Origin of the sequence: Microcoleus sp. AS-A8, assembly GCA_039962225.1 — a bacterium.
Taxonomy (GTDB): domain Bacteria; phylum Cyanobacteriota; class Cyanobacteriia; order Cyanobacteriales; family Coleofasciculaceae; genus Allocoleopsis.
The window spans coordinates 159,951-173,221 of record JAMPKV010000007.1 but is presented as its reverse complement, the minus strand read 5'-3'; the positions used below and the strand labels follow the sequence as shown (position 1 = coordinate 173,221).

Here is a 13,271-nt window from a genome sequence, read left to right as displayed (position 1 = left end):
TTCGGTATAAATGTAGCCAGCGATCGCCTCGTTAGCATAATTGTCGTTGGCGTTATTTTTGTTCAGTGCAGCCTAGTGCAGGCTGGCAGAAAGAACTTTGGCTCAAGCCAGTATGAGCCTACTCCTTCGTCAAACTGAATTGATAAATAATCATGCAAATTCCCTTAGAAATTACCTATCTAGATGTTGACAAAACTGATGCTCTTGAAGCGTTAGTCCACGAAAAGGTCGCTAAACTCGAACAGGTATGCGACCACATGAGTAGCTGCCGTGTGGGGCTTGAAAAAACCCACGATCGCCCCAGAAGTGGTTCTCCCTATCGAGTACGCATCGACATCACGGTGCCGCCTGGACACGAGATAGCCGCCGTCAAAAATCCCGGAGAGGGCGATCAGTACGACCCACTTGAAACAGTCATCCGCAGTGCCTTTGACGCCGCACGTCGCCAGCTGGTCAAGTTGACCGAAAAACAGCGTGATGAGGTCAAGAGCCATCCGGAACAAGAAACCGGTGCGATGGTAACAAAGCTATTCCCTGAGCAGGAATACGGCTTCATCAGGAGCCTAGACAGTGATGAAGAAATCTACTTTCACCGCAACAGCGTGATTAATGGTGACTTCGATCGCATAGCCGTTGGGACAGGCGTGCGATATGTTGCCCAACAAGATGAAGAAGGTCTACTGCACGCCAGTACCGTACAAATTGTTGACAAACCGGGTGCCAACGTTTCTAACATGGGCGAAGAAGCCATCGAGCCGCCGCTGGGCTGGAAGTAGTCCACTGAGGGATGAAATAGGTAATGGGTAATGGGTAATGGGTTAATAGAGAAAGAATTTCACCGACTATCAGTGAGCGATTACCCATTACCAACCCGTGGAAGTTATAGGCGCGACAGCTTACTAACTATTAGCCCTGCCAAGGAATGTACCAACGGATAAAACTTGCACGGATTCACCCGCCGCAATTAAGGTTTGACCGACGGGTACCACTGCCAGCCCCGTTGTTTGCGCTAAGTTAATCAGATTTCCAGAACTGTGGCTACCACCTACCAGATGAAATTCGTACACACCATTCGTGTCTAACTGTAAACGCCCCCAGAGGTAAGTTTCCCGGCGACCATCGGAACGGAGGTCATGAAGCGATCGCGCCTGCACAAATACGGGTTCCCAAGCCTCTTGAGGCAAACCCGAAAGCTTCCAAAGAGCGGGTTGCACAAATCGCCAACAGCTAACCAAGGCTGAAACAGGATTTCCCGGTAGACCAAAATACAACACCGAACGTTTTGATCTCCCTTTCTCAAGGGGGGAAAGTGATGAGGGGAAAAATGTAGCAACCGTGAGAGGTTTACCGGGTTTGACGGCAACGGAACGAATGTGAATTTCTGCACCCAACTCAGCTAGGATGCGATCGACATAATCATAATCTCCCACCGAAACACCACCAGTTGAAAGCACGATGTCGGCTGTTGTGATGGCTTGACTTATTGCTTTTTTGAGTGCCTCTGGCTCATCGCGAACAATACCTAGGGGTACAGGGACTCCACCCGCAAGTGCTACAAAGGCAGCTAGGGCATATTGATTAGAGTCTACAATCTGACCCGGTTGCAGGGGTTGGTCGGGGGTGACTAACTCGTTGCCTGTGGACAAAATTGCCACACGAGGGCGTCGATAGACCGAAAGTGTAGTACATTGCGCTGCGGCTAGTGCAGCGATTTCTGGGGCATTCAGCGTGATTCCGGGTTGGAGCAGAGGGGTTCCGGCCTGATAGAACGATGCCCGATGACGCACAAAAGCCTGTGGTTTGGCTGCCTCTAAGATGAATACACGGGTTCCCTCTCGCCTCGTTCGCTCCTGCATGATGACCGTATCCGCACCCTTGGGCATACAAGCACCGGTAAAGATGCGAGAGGCTTGCCCCGGTTGAACCGTACATTGAGGTTCTATTCCAGCCGGAATTTCTTCAATGATTTCCAAAACAGCGGGTTGCTCTGCATGACAGGATTTCACATCGGCATAGCGCACGGCATACCCATCCATTGCAGAATTATCCCAGTGGGGAAAATCCAACTCACTCGTCACTGGGGAAGCGAGAATGCGACCCGTAGCCGTTGATAACTCTGCTATCTCGGCATCTAGCTTTTGGTCAAACGGTTGCACTAAACCGAGAATGATTGACTCCGCTTCTTTTGCTGGCAGCATTGCCATCAACCCAGATCTGACTACAGTCATCAGTGTATTTCAACTCGGCACACAGTCGCAGTCAATCGAGTCCGAGAGGAATCCTAGGGTCAAGCTAAGATTAAAATACCCAGTCCCGTACTTGGTAATATCTCATGAGTCTTGAACCCGTTCACACCCGCTTTCCCAAGGTGCCGATTGAGCGACGGGCTGCTGCCTTCTTTATCGATTTTGTAGGGGTTTGGCTAGTCAGCTCACTCCTGGGATTCAATGTGTTCGTTCAGATAGTCGTTTTTATGTTATCATGGGCGGCTCTACGGGTGGTATTGGTATCCAGTAATCAGGGTCAGAGTCTAGGGCGCTGGGCGTTGGACATGAAAGTTCTGGATATTAAATACAGCAAGATTCCTGGGCTATTGACCTTAGCCAAACGAGAAGGCATTCTTGGATTCTGTGCCCTCTTAGCCATGCTGGGTCTCAATATTGGTCTAGCGAACGGCATCTCCATGTTGCTGCTGATATTTCCCTTAGTGGCAGATTGCTGTAGCGCCCTGGCTGATGAGGAAGCGCAGCAAGCTTTCCATGATCGCATGGCGAAAACCCTTGTGATACAAACACGTCGAGGATTTTCCCTCGACCTCCGTCTCAAAAAAATATTTGCTCAAGTGAGACGGCGCGTGCAAAAATAGAAATTTGTGTGTAATTTCAACTAACCATTTGATTTTCTAGAAATAGCACTATGGCAGCCAAGAAAGGCGTTCGGATTATTATCACCTTGGAGTGCACGGAGTGTCGCAGCAACCCTGAGAAGCGATCGCCCGGTGTGTCTCGCTACACAACGATGAAGAACCGTCGAAACACGACAGCACGTCTAGAACTCAAAAAGTTCTGTACCCACTGCAACAAACACTCGGTTCACAAAGAAATCAAGTAGGATTAGTCCTTAGTCATTGTCGTCAATCCGTTCAACGTTATCCGTTGAACCCTGACCTATGACACTTACAACTCACCCATAACAACCAACAACAACTCATGGCCTACTTTCGTAAACGTCTTTCTCCGATCAAACCGGACGACCCGATCGACTATAAGGATGTCGAGCTGCTGCGTAAGTTTGTTACAGAACGCGGTAAGATTTTGCCACGTCGGATCACAGGGCTGACGGCTCAACAACAAAGAGACTTGACCCAAGCGATCAAGCGAGCACGCCTTTTGGCTTTGCTACCTTTCATTAACAAAGAAGGGTAAACACTCATTGCCGTGAGAGAGTCAATTCCAGCAAGATCGACGGTGTAAACAAAAGTATGAAGGATAAAGTATGAAGCATGAAGGAAAGCCTTGATCAATCAGATTAGGGCTACGAACCCAGATTTTTTCTGACCTTCATTCTTCATCCTTGACACTTCAGCCTTTTGTCGGTCATTTGTACTTCGATCCTTCGTCGGTCAACTTTTGCATAGCACCGACCACTCGATAGACTAGGTTTAGGTTATTTACAAAAACGCTACCGGGGTTAGCGAAACTGGTGGAAAAGGGAACATTAATTGAATTTCGTCTCGGCGGGGATCGCCGTCTCGCCACGGTAGACCGTCCAGAGGGCAAAAAGCATTGGATTGTCGTAGACGAACGCGGTCAATCTCATACGCTTCATCCCCGGCAAATCACTTACGAAGTGACGGGATGTACCTTGAAACCATCAGAAATTCCGAGCTTTCTCAAAGAGGTAGAGCCATATTTAGACCCAACGAGTTTAGAAGTGGCTTGGGAATTGTTGGTTGAAGATGGAGAAGCGGTGACCAGCGCCAAAATGGCGCAACTATTATTTTCTGACCAGAGTCCGCCTTTGTGCTATGCAGCTTACTGCTTATTGTCTGAAGACAAGCTCTACTTCAAACAAAAAGCAGACGGCTATGAACCCCGCCCTGCTGCTGTAGTTGCTGAAATCAAACATCAACGGACAGCGCAAGAATCAAAGCAGCGGGAGCAACAAGATTTTTTGACACGCGTACAGCAGCGATTAGCTGGGATCGCGCAAGAGTGGCAGGATAGCGATCGCTCTCGGTTTGATAGCTTAGAACGGTTTGTCCTCCATCCAGAAAACACCGCTCGTCCTGCTCAAGATCTATTATCCGTACTAGGACGTCCTCAAACTCCTCAAAGTGCTTTGGATTTATTGGTGGAACTGGGGTGGTGGAGTCCTCACGAAAATTTGCCTTTGCGGCGTAGTCAAATTCCTATTCATTTTCGTCGAGAGGTGATTGAAGTGGCGCAGCAATCCCTGGTTTCTCCACCGCCTGACCCAGATTCAGACCGTTTGGATTTGACAGGCTTAAAGGTTTACACCATTGACGACGAAAGTACTCAAGAAATTGATGATGGCTTGAGCTTAGAAGTCCTTGAGGATGGTCGTCAACGCCTCTGGATTCATATTGCCGACCCAACTCGCTTGGTGATGCAAGGCGATGAACTTGACCTGGAAGCACGGCGGCGCAGTACGACGCTGTATCTGCCGACAGGCATGGTTCCGATGTTCCCGCCGGAACTGGCAACAGGACCGATGAGTTTGGTTCAGGGGAGAGTTTGTCCCGCGCTCAGTTTTGGTGTTGTTTTGGATGAAACAGGCGGTATCCAAGACTATCAAATCCGCGCCAGCTTCGTGAAACCCACTTATCGACTCACCTACGAAGACGTGGATGAGATGTTGGAGCTCGGAGTACAGGCAGAACCGGAAATCGCCGAAATCGCGACTTGGGCTTACAAGCGGCAGGAGTGGCGCAGGAGTCAGGGCGCTATCAGCATCCACATGCCAGAGTCGGTGATTAAGGTTAAAAATGAAGACGAAATCTCGATTGAGGTTTTAGAGGATTCGCGATCGCGGCTGCTGGTAGCGGAAATGATGATTCTCGCCGGAGAAGTCGCAGGACGCTATGGTCAAACCCATCAAATTCCCCTGCCTTTTCGCGGACAGCCACAGCCGGAACTCCCTTCCGAAGAAGAACTGATGCAACTCCCCGCAGGTCCAGTCCGCTTCTGTGCCATGCGTCGGTGTATGCCCAAAAGTGAGATGAGCATTACACCCTTGCGGCACGCGGGTTTGGGTTTGGAACTTTATACTCAAGTCACCTCTCCCATTCGTCGCTACACCGACTTGATGTCTCATTTCCAGATTAAAGCCCATCTAAGGGGTGACCCATTGCCTTTTACGGCCCAACAATTGCAAGAAACGATGCTGAGTGTCACAACAGCCGCGAATGAAGCGACTTGGGTGGAACGTCAGACCAATCGTTATTGGGGATTGGAATATTTGCGGCGTAACGCAGATCGGGTGTGGCAAGCTTTAGTCCTGCGCTGGTTGCGAGAACAGGATAACGAGGGCTTGATTCTGTTGGAAGATTTAGGTCTAGAGTTGAAGATGCGTTTTAGGCGCTCCGTTGCACTGGGCGATCGCTTAGATGTGCAAGTCAGCCACGCCGACCCTCGTCAAGATGTGATTCACTTCAAAGAACTCATTGCTCAAGAGGCTCAACCGGCTGCCACCTAGAGCATCCATTCAGTTGTTCATCTATCGGTACACCAGAATTCACAGAAGTTCCCCATACAGAAATAGCATCTGCGCTATGCCTGTGCTAACAACAGTTCAAAGTTTCCCCATCCCTTGTGGATGGGGTTTGATTTGTTGAAAAAGATTACAAATCCGAGAAAAAGCAGTACGATAATGAGCGTTACCCGTTTTTGTGCCCCATTCAGACAAAACGTGTCAATACGCTCTTGAAGGAACATAAGCTCGCTGAATCGGTAGCACCTTTCTCGGTGATCAGCTCTTCTCGCCTTAAGTATTGAAATTGCTTCTGCAACGACATTCGCCCAGATTCCACTCTAGGCTAGTCTGATAGTTTGGACTTCAGAAAAAATCAGGTTTTGCAGCCTGCATCAGCAGGTTTGATTACCTGTGCTTTGATGCCTCCAACTACCCAGAGGCCAAATTAGAACCAGAAATGAACTCATCTGATACTTACCAACGGGATGCACTCTCGCTGGCGTGAGAAGGGCATTAGCCTCATTGTGCAAAACGGCACAGATCAGCAGGAAATTAACAACGATTAAAGCCGAGAGGCGGGATAGCCGCAATCGCAACAACCTGTGACGCAAAATCCAGAGTATTTCAGGAAATTTATGCAGGATCAAGATGTTCACCCGATTTCGTTCAGTCCATCCCCGGCAATAGAAAGAACAATCAACCGGAGCGATAAGAGACAATCGACTATGCAATCAGCTCTTCACATTAGTACTCAAGTCTTACCCGGAAAAAAGATCGAAATCTCTTCCCCAGAATTGCCTGTTGGGGATGATGTAGAGGTATTCATCATTGCACCCAAAACCTCCGTCCGCATCCACCCGTCCGTAATCAACCTTTTAGAGCGTGTTCCTTCTCTCAACAAAAAGTATTGCCAAGGACAACAGTTGCTCAGCGAACCCCCAAGCTCAATCCTGCAAGGCGATATCGTAGTCGCTCTTGAAGCCTTAAAAGCGATTGATGACTACCTTAATCCTGAACCGGGCAGTCTTGGTGAGGAGATGCTCAACGACGCTCTTGAAGGTCGAATGAGATTAGAGGCAACAGATCTTCAAGACAGAATGCTAATACAACACCATGCCAAGAAATACATTCAGCAGGCAATGAATACCTTGCAACGCTTGATCCCCAGCTCGTCATCTTAATATAATTTAAGTGGATTGATTGTGGATTTTAGGGGATCGTAAATCCACAATCTACAATCGGTTAATTAGCTCTGCATCAATATTGAGCGATCGCACCAAGAAAGCCCACTCATCCGCCAATTCTTCAATAATCTTAGACGTTGGCTTTCCAGCACCATGCCCTGCTTTTGTCTCAATTCTAATTAACACCGGTTTGTCTCCCCCATGAGCCGCTTGCAAAGCGGCTGCAAACTTGAAACTATGAGCAGGAAATACCCGATCATCATGATCAGCCGTTGAAATCAATGTTGCTGGATAAGCCGTTCCGGTTTTGAGGTTATGCAACGGTGAGTAGGCAGATAAAGCCTTAAACTCTTCTAAATTCTCTGGGGAACCATAATCCGAACACCAGGCCCAACCAATCGTAAACTTATGGAAACGCAGCATATCCATTACCCCTACGGCTGGCAGTGCTGCACCAAATAATTCTGGGCGCTGTGTCATACAGGCACCCACTAATAAGCCACCGTTACTACCTCCTGAAATCGCTAATTTTTCAGGTTGAGTGTACTTATGATTAATTAGCCATTCGGCAGCGCCAATGAAATCATCAAATACATTCTGCTTATTCAGCTTTATTCCCGCCTGATGCCATTCCTCGCCATACTCACCACCGCCACGCAGATTCGGTAATGCATAGACACCACCCATCTCCATCCACACTAATCGACTAACCGAGAAACTCGGTGTTAAAGACACATTGAAGCCACCATAACCATAGAGGAGAGTTGGGTTGTTTCCATCCAACTTCAACCCTTTTTTATGGGTGATAAACATCGGAACTGAAGTCCCATCTTTACTTGTGTAAAAAACTTGCTTCGTTTCGTATTCATCCGGCTTAAAGTCAACTTTCGGCTGTCGGAAAAGCGTACTTTTACCACTCACCATGTCATAGCGATAGATGGTTGTTGGTATGGTAAAGCTGGTAAACGAATAGAAAGTTTCTGTGTCATAGCGCTTGCCACCAAAACCTCCCGCTGAACCAATTCCTGGTAATTCTACCTCCCGAACAAAAGAACCTTCTAAGTCAAAAATCTTGATGGATGAACGAGCATCTTTTAGGTAATCTGCAACAAACTGATTATTGAGTAAACCGACACTTTCCAAGGTTTCATCGCTTTGTGGAATCACCTCTTGCCATCCCTCCCTCATTCCTTTCTCTCCCCTTAACAAGGGGGGGTTAGGGGGGGTAGGCTTGTTAATATCGATCGCAATCACACGACCACGAGGAGCCGCTAAATCTGTGCGAAACCAAAAGATTGAACTCTCATTATCAATAAAACTGTAGTTAGCTTCAAATTCGCTAATCAGTTCCACCACAGGAGAATCGGGTGTTTGCAAATCTTTATAATAGATGAGATTTTTGGGGTCAGTTCCGCGATCGACAGAGATAATCAGGTAGCGACCATCTTCTGTCACACCCGCGCCAAACATCCATTCTTTTTGGTCTGGACGATGATAAATTAAAATATCTTCTGACTGTGGCGTACCCAGTTTGTGATAGTAGAGTTTTTGATAATAATTCAAGTCTTCTAGTTTTGTCGCCTCATTTGGCTGATCATAACGGCTATAGAAGAAGCCTTGACTGTCATGAGTCCAAGACGCCCCAGAAAACTTGACCCATTTTAAATCATCCGGGAAGTCTTCACCTGTTTCGACATTACGCACTTTCCACTCGTTCCAGTCAGAACCAGAGGTCGATAAACCATAAGCCATCAACTGACCATCTTCACTGATAGCTAAACCGGATAAGGCAATTGTGCCATCTTCTGAGAGGAGATTCGGGTCAAACAATAGGGTTGGTTCAGCATCAAGAGTCGTTAATGTGTAGAGGACGCTTTGATTCTGAAGGCCATCATTTTTGAAATAGAAGTAACGGTTTCCTTGCTTAAACGGAATCCCATATTTTTCGTAATTCCATAGCTTAGTGAGTCGCTCCTTAAGGGGTTCTCGTACCGGAATCTCACTGATATAACTAAACGTAAGTTGGTTCTGCGCTTTCACCCAAGCGCTTGTTTCCTCTGAGTTTAGGTCTTCCAGCCAGCGATAAGGGTCGGCTACTTGTGTACCGTGATAGTTATCAACTTGGTCAGATTTGCGCGTAGGTGGGTAGACAAAGGCTTGACTGGAAGATTGCATAAAGTGGGATGTTAAGCAGCAATGTCTAGTTTAGCGTTCACACTAGGGCGTGTTTGCAAACTTGAATTATGAGGCTCGACATTCCTAGCATCAATGAGGTGATTGGCTCTAAATATTCCACACAACTGTTCTAGAGCAAGCCCCCATTCTCTGCCGAGTTATGACCCTGCGCTCCAAATCATGCAACTTAAAGGCACATCAGCTGAACACCGGGTTGCAATCTAAAGTCATAACGACTATGATTTAGGAGTAAGGATTTGAAACTCAGGAAGCAACTCGCAAGATGATAGAGGTTAGAGAGATTCCTCTAGGGGCAATTCGTCGTCCCCTGCCGCGAGAGAATGATCCCACTAAAGTAGCGGCACTGATGGACTCGATTCAGGCAGAAGGATTGCGCGAACCCATTGATGTCCTGGAAGTCGATGGACAGTACTACGGCTTCTCCGGGTGTCATCGCTTTGAAGCACACCAGCGTCTGGGTAAATCAACCATCAAGTGCCGAGTTCGCAAAGCACCGCGCTCGGTGCTACAAAAGCACTTAGCTTAACCCTTAACAGTTGTTGCCTTACACGGCTTCTGCCAAAGGGATGATTCACACTGAATTGCGACATGCATAACATCAAGAGGCGTGAAAGCAGCCTCATCAATGCGGAATTATTTTTTTAATTAGGAGATAACGATGCCAACTCAATCAAAAGGATTACCCATCGATATCGGTATTCCAGAGGACAGTCGCAAAGAGATTGCCGAGGGGCTTTCTCGCCTGCTTGCCGACACCTATTCGCTTTACCTCAAAACTCATAACTTCCACTGGAACGTGACTGGCCCAATGTTCCAGACATTGCACTTAATGTTTGAGACACAATACAACGAACTCGCTTTAGCTGTCGATTTAATTGCCGAACGCATTCGCGCTTTAGGCTTCCCAGCTCCCGGTACCTACAGTGACTTTGCCAAGCTCAGTTCAATTGCAGAAACGCCTGGTGTTCCCAAAGCTCAGGAGATGATTCGCCTTCTCGTCGAAGGACAGGAATCTGTGGCAAGGACGGCTCGTTCCATCTTTCCTCTGGCTGAAAAAGTCAACGACGAACCTACCGCAGATTTGTTAACTCAACGGCTTCAAGTGCATGAAAAGACCGCTTGGATGTTAAGAAGTCTATTGGAAGATTAATAAAATCCCCGGCCATACTCAAGTTGACGGGGGATTTTCGAGTTTTAGGGTTGAAATACATCACTCAGATCAAAAGGTCATGTTTGCATTCATTCATCAACTTCAAAAATGACCCCGCTCCACACTCAAGATTTCACTCACCCCTTGCAGCAACTCATGCAGCAGGCGGGTGTTTCGAGTTTTAAGGCACTCAGCAGGAAAGCTGCGGTTTCGGAACGCCAGGTGAGGCGTCTGCGGCAGGGACAGATAGCGCAGATGCGAGTAGAAACCCTACTCAAAATTAGTCAAGTTCTGCAAGTATCCATGACTGAGCTACTAACAATTTTTGGTGACACTGAATCTGTTGATGTGCTAAATTCACCAACAGATATGAGCCAGGAGTATCAACGGCTGCAACAGCAATTGCACGAGCAGCGAGAGACTTTGATGCAGGAATTTCAGCAGTCGAGCTTACAAGTCATAGAATCCTGGCTCTTGCAATGGCCAACGGCAGCTTATGCAGCACAACAAAATCAGCAGTTACCGGCTGTAAGATTACTTCCCTTAGTGCGACCCGTAGAACAACTGCTGCAAGAATGGGGAGTAGAAGCGATCGCATCTGTCGGCGCAGAAATTCCTTACGATCCGCACCTGCATCAACTCATGGAAGGAACGGCACAGCCTGGAGAAGCAGTAAGAGTTCGTTACATTGGCTACCGACAAGCAGAAAAACTCTTATACCGCGCCAAAGTCAGTCCCGTTGGCAATCCCTCCAATACCTGATTGTTGCTCGTCCAGCCCCTGAAAATCTTATTACTCTAGATAACCCTAGTCTCTTCCAAGAGGCTGATGAAACTCCTGTATAGATTTGTTGCAATGGCAATGGTGACAAACTATTGAGAAAAAGATTATGCGCCCCTTAAATATCGGTTTATCAGAAGAGCAACGTCAAGGTGTTACCGATTTGTTAAATCGTGACCTATCTGATGCATATCTGCTGCTAATCAAAACGAAAAAGTACCATTGGGATGTTGTTGGCCCACAGTTCCGTTCGTTGCATACACTGTGGCAAGAACACTATGAAGCCTTAACAGAAAATATCGATGCGCTCGCTGAACGAATTCGCATGTTGGGTGCCTATCCGGTTGGTACAGCTAAGGGCTTCTTGGAACACGCTTCGATTAACGAAGATGCAGGTAGTCTTCCCAACGCTTATGGGATGGTAGAAAACTTGGTTGCCGATCACGAGCAGGTTATCCGCAGCCTGCGCGAGCACATTGACCAGTGTAGTGATAAATATCACGACCAAGGTACCGCAGACTTTCTCACCGGACTGATGGAGCAACATGAGGAAATGGCTTGGATGTTGCGTTCCTTCATTGAAGGTCAATCCATTGACCCGGACGGTCGGTTATCCGCCGAAGGAATGAGAGTTCCTGTGGAAATGAAGTAATCAGATTTAATAGTCGATAGGGCTTTGGAGGCGGACAAAGTGCCGCCTCCTTTGAGAATTAAAATCTTTTAAAAATCCCTGAATCCAAATCTTTGTGACAAGTGTTTTCCGTCCCTACTAACGCTGATTATCCTGCCGGGAGTGGTAAGTGGCGGAGGGAACAACGGTTAATAAATGGCTAGATTTTAAATGACTATATTTTGAGGATAACGTCTTATTCGATATTCTCTTTGTTTGATAAATAAGAGCCGGTTGATTAATCCCTTTAAAACGGTAGTGTTTCATCTCTACTAAGCCTTGCCTTCGGCTTAGCCTAGCAAAGGTCGTTTCACTCACCACACATTCATCAGGAAGGCCTTCTTGAGAAATCTCCAAGAAAGGTAAGTGCAAATCACATACAGCTAAACGACCTACTACAAACTCATCTCGATTTACCCTTACTGTTTTTTCCACATCTCCTTGAAGTTGTAGGCGTAGCTCGAACTCAGCCATGACTTCCAACCCCCTGTGAATTTTGGCTCTCAATGTATGCTGAACTCCTCCTTCAGAGAGCTGCCGTCGCAGATTAGCATTTTGTCTGGATTGAAACCCACACTCCTGAGACAGATTCTGCAAATGTCTGTAACAATTCTGATTGAGCGCTGGGAAAAGGTTACTCCTGCTTAACCGTATCGGGAACACCTACCGATGAGAGACCTGCGATCGCTCTTAAATTTTGAGCGCGAATCAAGTCTGTGAAATTTAAGCCATACCGCCCTTCAATCTGGACGACAGAGTCAATCGCCGCCAAGAGATGTTGAGCCGCTTCGATATCAGTGTAACCACGTCGTGTCGCCACTTTAATCGCATTTTCATCGGCATCTAACTCAGACTGAGAACTGCGGGTACTGCGCCAAATTTGGGTTCCTGCGAGCGCACTCAATCCTGTAGCGACCACGATCCCTACAGCATCTCCCTGCGCCAGTTCCACAATCCCCCCTAGCAACCCCGCCAGAACGACTCCTTGATACAAGTCCGGCTTAAACCATTTGATACTAACCAGCCAGCAGACTGTCCGCAGCAGCAGCATGTCTCGTTGGGGCTTGGGCAAGCGACGCCACAAGTCAAAGTTAATATAAATAGGCCGCTCTTGTGACCAAATGGGAGGAAAGGGGCTTTCAATGACTGTAGTCTGTTGCGGTTTACTAACAATTTTCGTCAGCATCCGCCCAGAAGCAGGCATGAGCTCAATCAAACGGCGAATTTCAGGCTCTGGATTCATCGGACTCACTGCTGGGCATTCAAAATTTAGTGTTATGGGCCAACCGAGTTACAAAGATTGAAACCACTGTGCCCTAAAAAAAACTTATCCCATTTCTCATGCAAAACTAGATCGAGAGATTTGGGGTCTGCCACCCCAAACCATAGCGGCTCAGAAACAACATAATCACCCAGGAAACCTTAAAATAAGCACATAATACAGTAGAGCATTTCAACTTAAGGTTCTACAAGAATCAGTATAAGTATTCCACTACTCAAAATCTTATCTAGATACTAACCACTGGCAATGGCAGTTAAACCCAAGGTTTGCGATAGTCCAATTCCCCATAGTAAG

At 47.3% G+C, this 13,271-nt stretch carries 15 protein-coding genes; 10 read left to right on the top strand and 5 right to left on the bottom strand.

Annotated elements, in window-relative coordinates; all coding sequences use genetic code 11:
• The first annotated feature begins 152 nt into the window (after positions 1-152).
• On the top strand, positions 153-776 hold the full coding sequence (locus tag NDI48_13035; protein ID MEP0832127.1) for an HPF/RaiA family ribosome-associated protein: 624 nt from the start codon (positions 153-155) through the stop codon (positions 774-776).
• Between the two features lie 123 nt (positions 777-899).
• Here the strand turns inward: NDI48_13035 and NDI48_13030 are convergent, their stop codons facing one another.
• The gene (locus NDI48_13030) at positions 900-2,198 is read right to left on the bottom strand and encodes a molybdopterin molybdotransferase MoeA (GenBank protein MEP0832126.1); all 1,299 of its coding nucleotides are present in this window, start codon (positions 2,196-2,198) and stop codon (positions 900-902) included.
• A gap of 134 nt (positions 2,199-2,332) precedes the next feature.
• On the opposite strand from NDI48_13030, the gene NDI48_13025 reads away from it, so the two are divergent.
• The 4 genes from NDI48_13025 (at position 2,333) to NDI48_13010 (ending at position 5,718) form a co-directional block, all read left to right on the top strand.
• Complete coding sequence (locus NDI48_13025; GenBank protein MEP0832125.1) at positions 2,333-2,866, top strand: RDD family protein; 534 nt, start codon at positions 2,333-2,335, stop codon at positions 2,864-2,866.
• A gap of 50 nt (positions 2,867-2,916) precedes the next feature.
• Positions 2,917-3,111 carry a 50S ribosomal protein L33 gene (gene rpmG, locus NDI48_13020; GenBank protein ID MEP0832124.1) on the top strand — a complete coding sequence of 65 codons (195 nt, stop codon included), beginning with the start codon at positions 2,917-2,919 and terminating at the stop codon, positions 3,109-3,111.
• Between the two features lie 98 nt (positions 3,112-3,209).
• Complete coding sequence (rpsR, locus tag NDI48_13015; protein ID MEP0832123.1) at positions 3,210-3,425, top strand: 30S ribosomal protein S18; 216 nt, start codon at positions 3,210-3,212, stop codon at positions 3,423-3,425.
• A 277-nt stretch (positions 3,426-3,702) separates the two neighbouring features.
• A complete protein-coding gene (locus NDI48_13010) occupies positions 3,703-5,718 on the top strand; it encodes a ribonuclease R (protein ID MEP0832122.1) in 2,016 nt (671 codons plus the stop codon).
• Between the two features lie 389 nt (positions 5,719-6,107).
• On the opposite strand, the gene NDI48_13005 is transcribed toward NDI48_13010, so the two are convergent.
• Positions 6,108-6,371 (bottom strand): hypothetical protein, encoded by a 264-nt coding sequence (locus tag NDI48_13005; protein ID MEP0832121.1) that lies wholly within the window; start codon positions 6,369-6,371, stop codon positions 6,108-6,110.
• A gap of 69 nt (positions 6,372-6,440) precedes the next feature.
• Here NDI48_13005 and NDI48_13000 point away from each other — a divergent pair, with 69 nt between their 5' ends.
• On the top strand, positions 6,441-6,896 hold the full coding sequence (locus NDI48_13000; GenBank protein MEP0832120.1) for a hypothetical protein: 456 nt from the start codon (positions 6,441-6,443) through the stop codon (positions 6,894-6,896).
• A gap of 51 nt (positions 6,897-6,947) precedes the next feature.
• Here the strand turns inward: NDI48_13000 and NDI48_12995 are convergent, their stop codons facing one another.
• Positions 6,948-9,074 carry a prolyl oligopeptidase family serine peptidase gene (locus tag NDI48_12995; GenBank protein MEP0832119.1) on the bottom strand — a complete coding sequence of 709 codons (2,127 nt, stop codon included), beginning with the start codon at positions 9,072-9,074 and terminating at the stop codon, positions 6,948-6,950.
• 283 nt (positions 9,075-9,357) lie between these two features.
• On the opposite strand from NDI48_12995, the gene NDI48_12990 reads away from it, so the two are divergent.
• From NDI48_12990 to NDI48_12975, 4 genes are all read left to right on the top strand, one after another.
• Entirely contained in the window at positions 9,358-9,621 is a 264-nt protein-coding gene (locus NDI48_12990) for a sulfiredoxin (GenBank protein ID MEP0832118.1), read from the top strand.
• Between the two features lie 132 nt (positions 9,622-9,753).
• Positions 9,754-10,245: a DNA starvation/stationary phase protection protein gene (locus tag NDI48_12985; GenBank protein MEP0832117.1), complete on the top strand. Its 492-nt coding sequence runs from the start codon at positions 9,754-9,756 to the stop codon at positions 10,243-10,245.
• A gap of 108 nt (positions 10,246-10,353) precedes the next feature.
• Complete coding sequence (locus tag NDI48_12980; GenBank protein ID MEP0832116.1) at positions 10,354-11,007, top strand: helix-turn-helix domain-containing protein; 654 nt, start codon at positions 10,354-10,356, stop codon at positions 11,005-11,007.
• Between the two features lie 127 nt (positions 11,008-11,134).
• Positions 11,135-11,677, top strand: coding sequence for a DNA starvation/stationary phase protection protein (locus NDI48_12975; GenBank protein ID MEP0832115.1), 543 nt, complete (start codon positions 11,135-11,137; stop codon positions 11,675-11,677).
• Between the two features lie 117 nt (positions 11,678-11,794).
• Here the strand turns inward: NDI48_12975 and NDI48_12970 are convergent, their stop codons facing one another.
• Entirely contained in the window at positions 11,795-12,169 is a 375-nt protein-coding gene (locus NDI48_12970; GenBank protein ID MEP0832114.1) for a hypothetical protein, read from the bottom strand.
• Positions 12,170-12,329: 160 nt separating this feature from the next.
• Entirely contained in the window at positions 12,330-12,938 is a 609-nt protein-coding gene (locus NDI48_12965) for a DUF3318 domain-containing protein (protein MEP0832113.1), read from the bottom strand.
• Between the last annotated feature and the right edge of the window lie 333 nt (positions 12,939-13,271).

What these genes read in the sequence shown, in the direction of transcription:
- NDI48_12985 (MEP0832117.1), top strand. Translation starts at nt 9,754, where the DNA reads ATGCCAACTCAATCAAAAGGATTACCCATCGATATCGGTATTCCAGAG.
- NDI48_12970 (MEP0832114.1), bottom strand. Translation starts at nt 12,169, where the DNA reads ATGGCTGAGTTCGAGCTACGCCTACAACTTCAAGGAGATGTGGAAAAA.
- NDI48_12980 (MEP0832116.1), top strand. Translation starts at nt 10,354, where the DNA reads ATGACCCCGCTCCACACTCAAGATTTCACTCACCCCTTGCAGCAACTC.
- NDI48_13000 (MEP0832120.1), top strand. Translation starts at nt 6,441, where the DNA reads ATGCAATCAGCTCTTCACATTAGTACTCAAGTCTTACCCGGAAAAAAG.
- NDI48_12990 (MEP0832118.1), top strand. Translation starts at nt 9,358, where the DNA reads ATGATAGAGGTTAGAGAGATTCCTCTAGGGGCAATTCGTCGTCCCCTG.
- NDI48_13035 (MEP0832127.1), top strand. Translation starts at nt 153, where the DNA reads ATGCAAATTCCCTTAGAAATTACCTATCTAGATGTTGACAAAACTGAT.
- NDI48_12975 (MEP0832115.1), top strand. Translation starts at nt 11,135, where the DNA reads ATGCGCCCCTTAAATATCGGTTTATCAGAAGAGCAACGTCAAGGTGTT.
- NDI48_12995 (MEP0832119.1), bottom strand. Translation starts at nt 9,074, where the DNA reads ATGCAATCTTCCAGTCAAGCCTTTGTCTACCCACCTACGCGCAAATCT.
- rpmG (MEP0832124.1), top strand. Translation starts at nt 2,917, where the DNA reads ATGGCAGCCAAGAAAGGCGTTCGGATTATTATCACCTTGGAGTGCACG.
- rpsR (MEP0832123.1), top strand. Translation starts at nt 3,210, where the DNA reads ATGGCCTACTTTCGTAAACGTCTTTCTCCGATCAAACCGGACGACCCG.
- NDI48_13030 (MEP0832126.1), bottom strand. Translation starts at nt 2,198, where the DNA reads ATGCTGCCAGCAAAAGAAGCGGAGTCAATCATTCTCGGTTTAGTGCAA.
- NDI48_12965 (MEP0832113.1), bottom strand. Translation starts at nt 12,938, where the DNA reads ATGAATCCAGAGCCTGAAATTCGCCGTTTGATTGAGCTCATGCCTGCT.
- NDI48_13025 (MEP0832125.1), top strand. Translation starts at nt 2,333, where the DNA reads ATGAGTCTTGAACCCGTTCACACCCGCTTTCCCAAGGTGCCGATTGAG.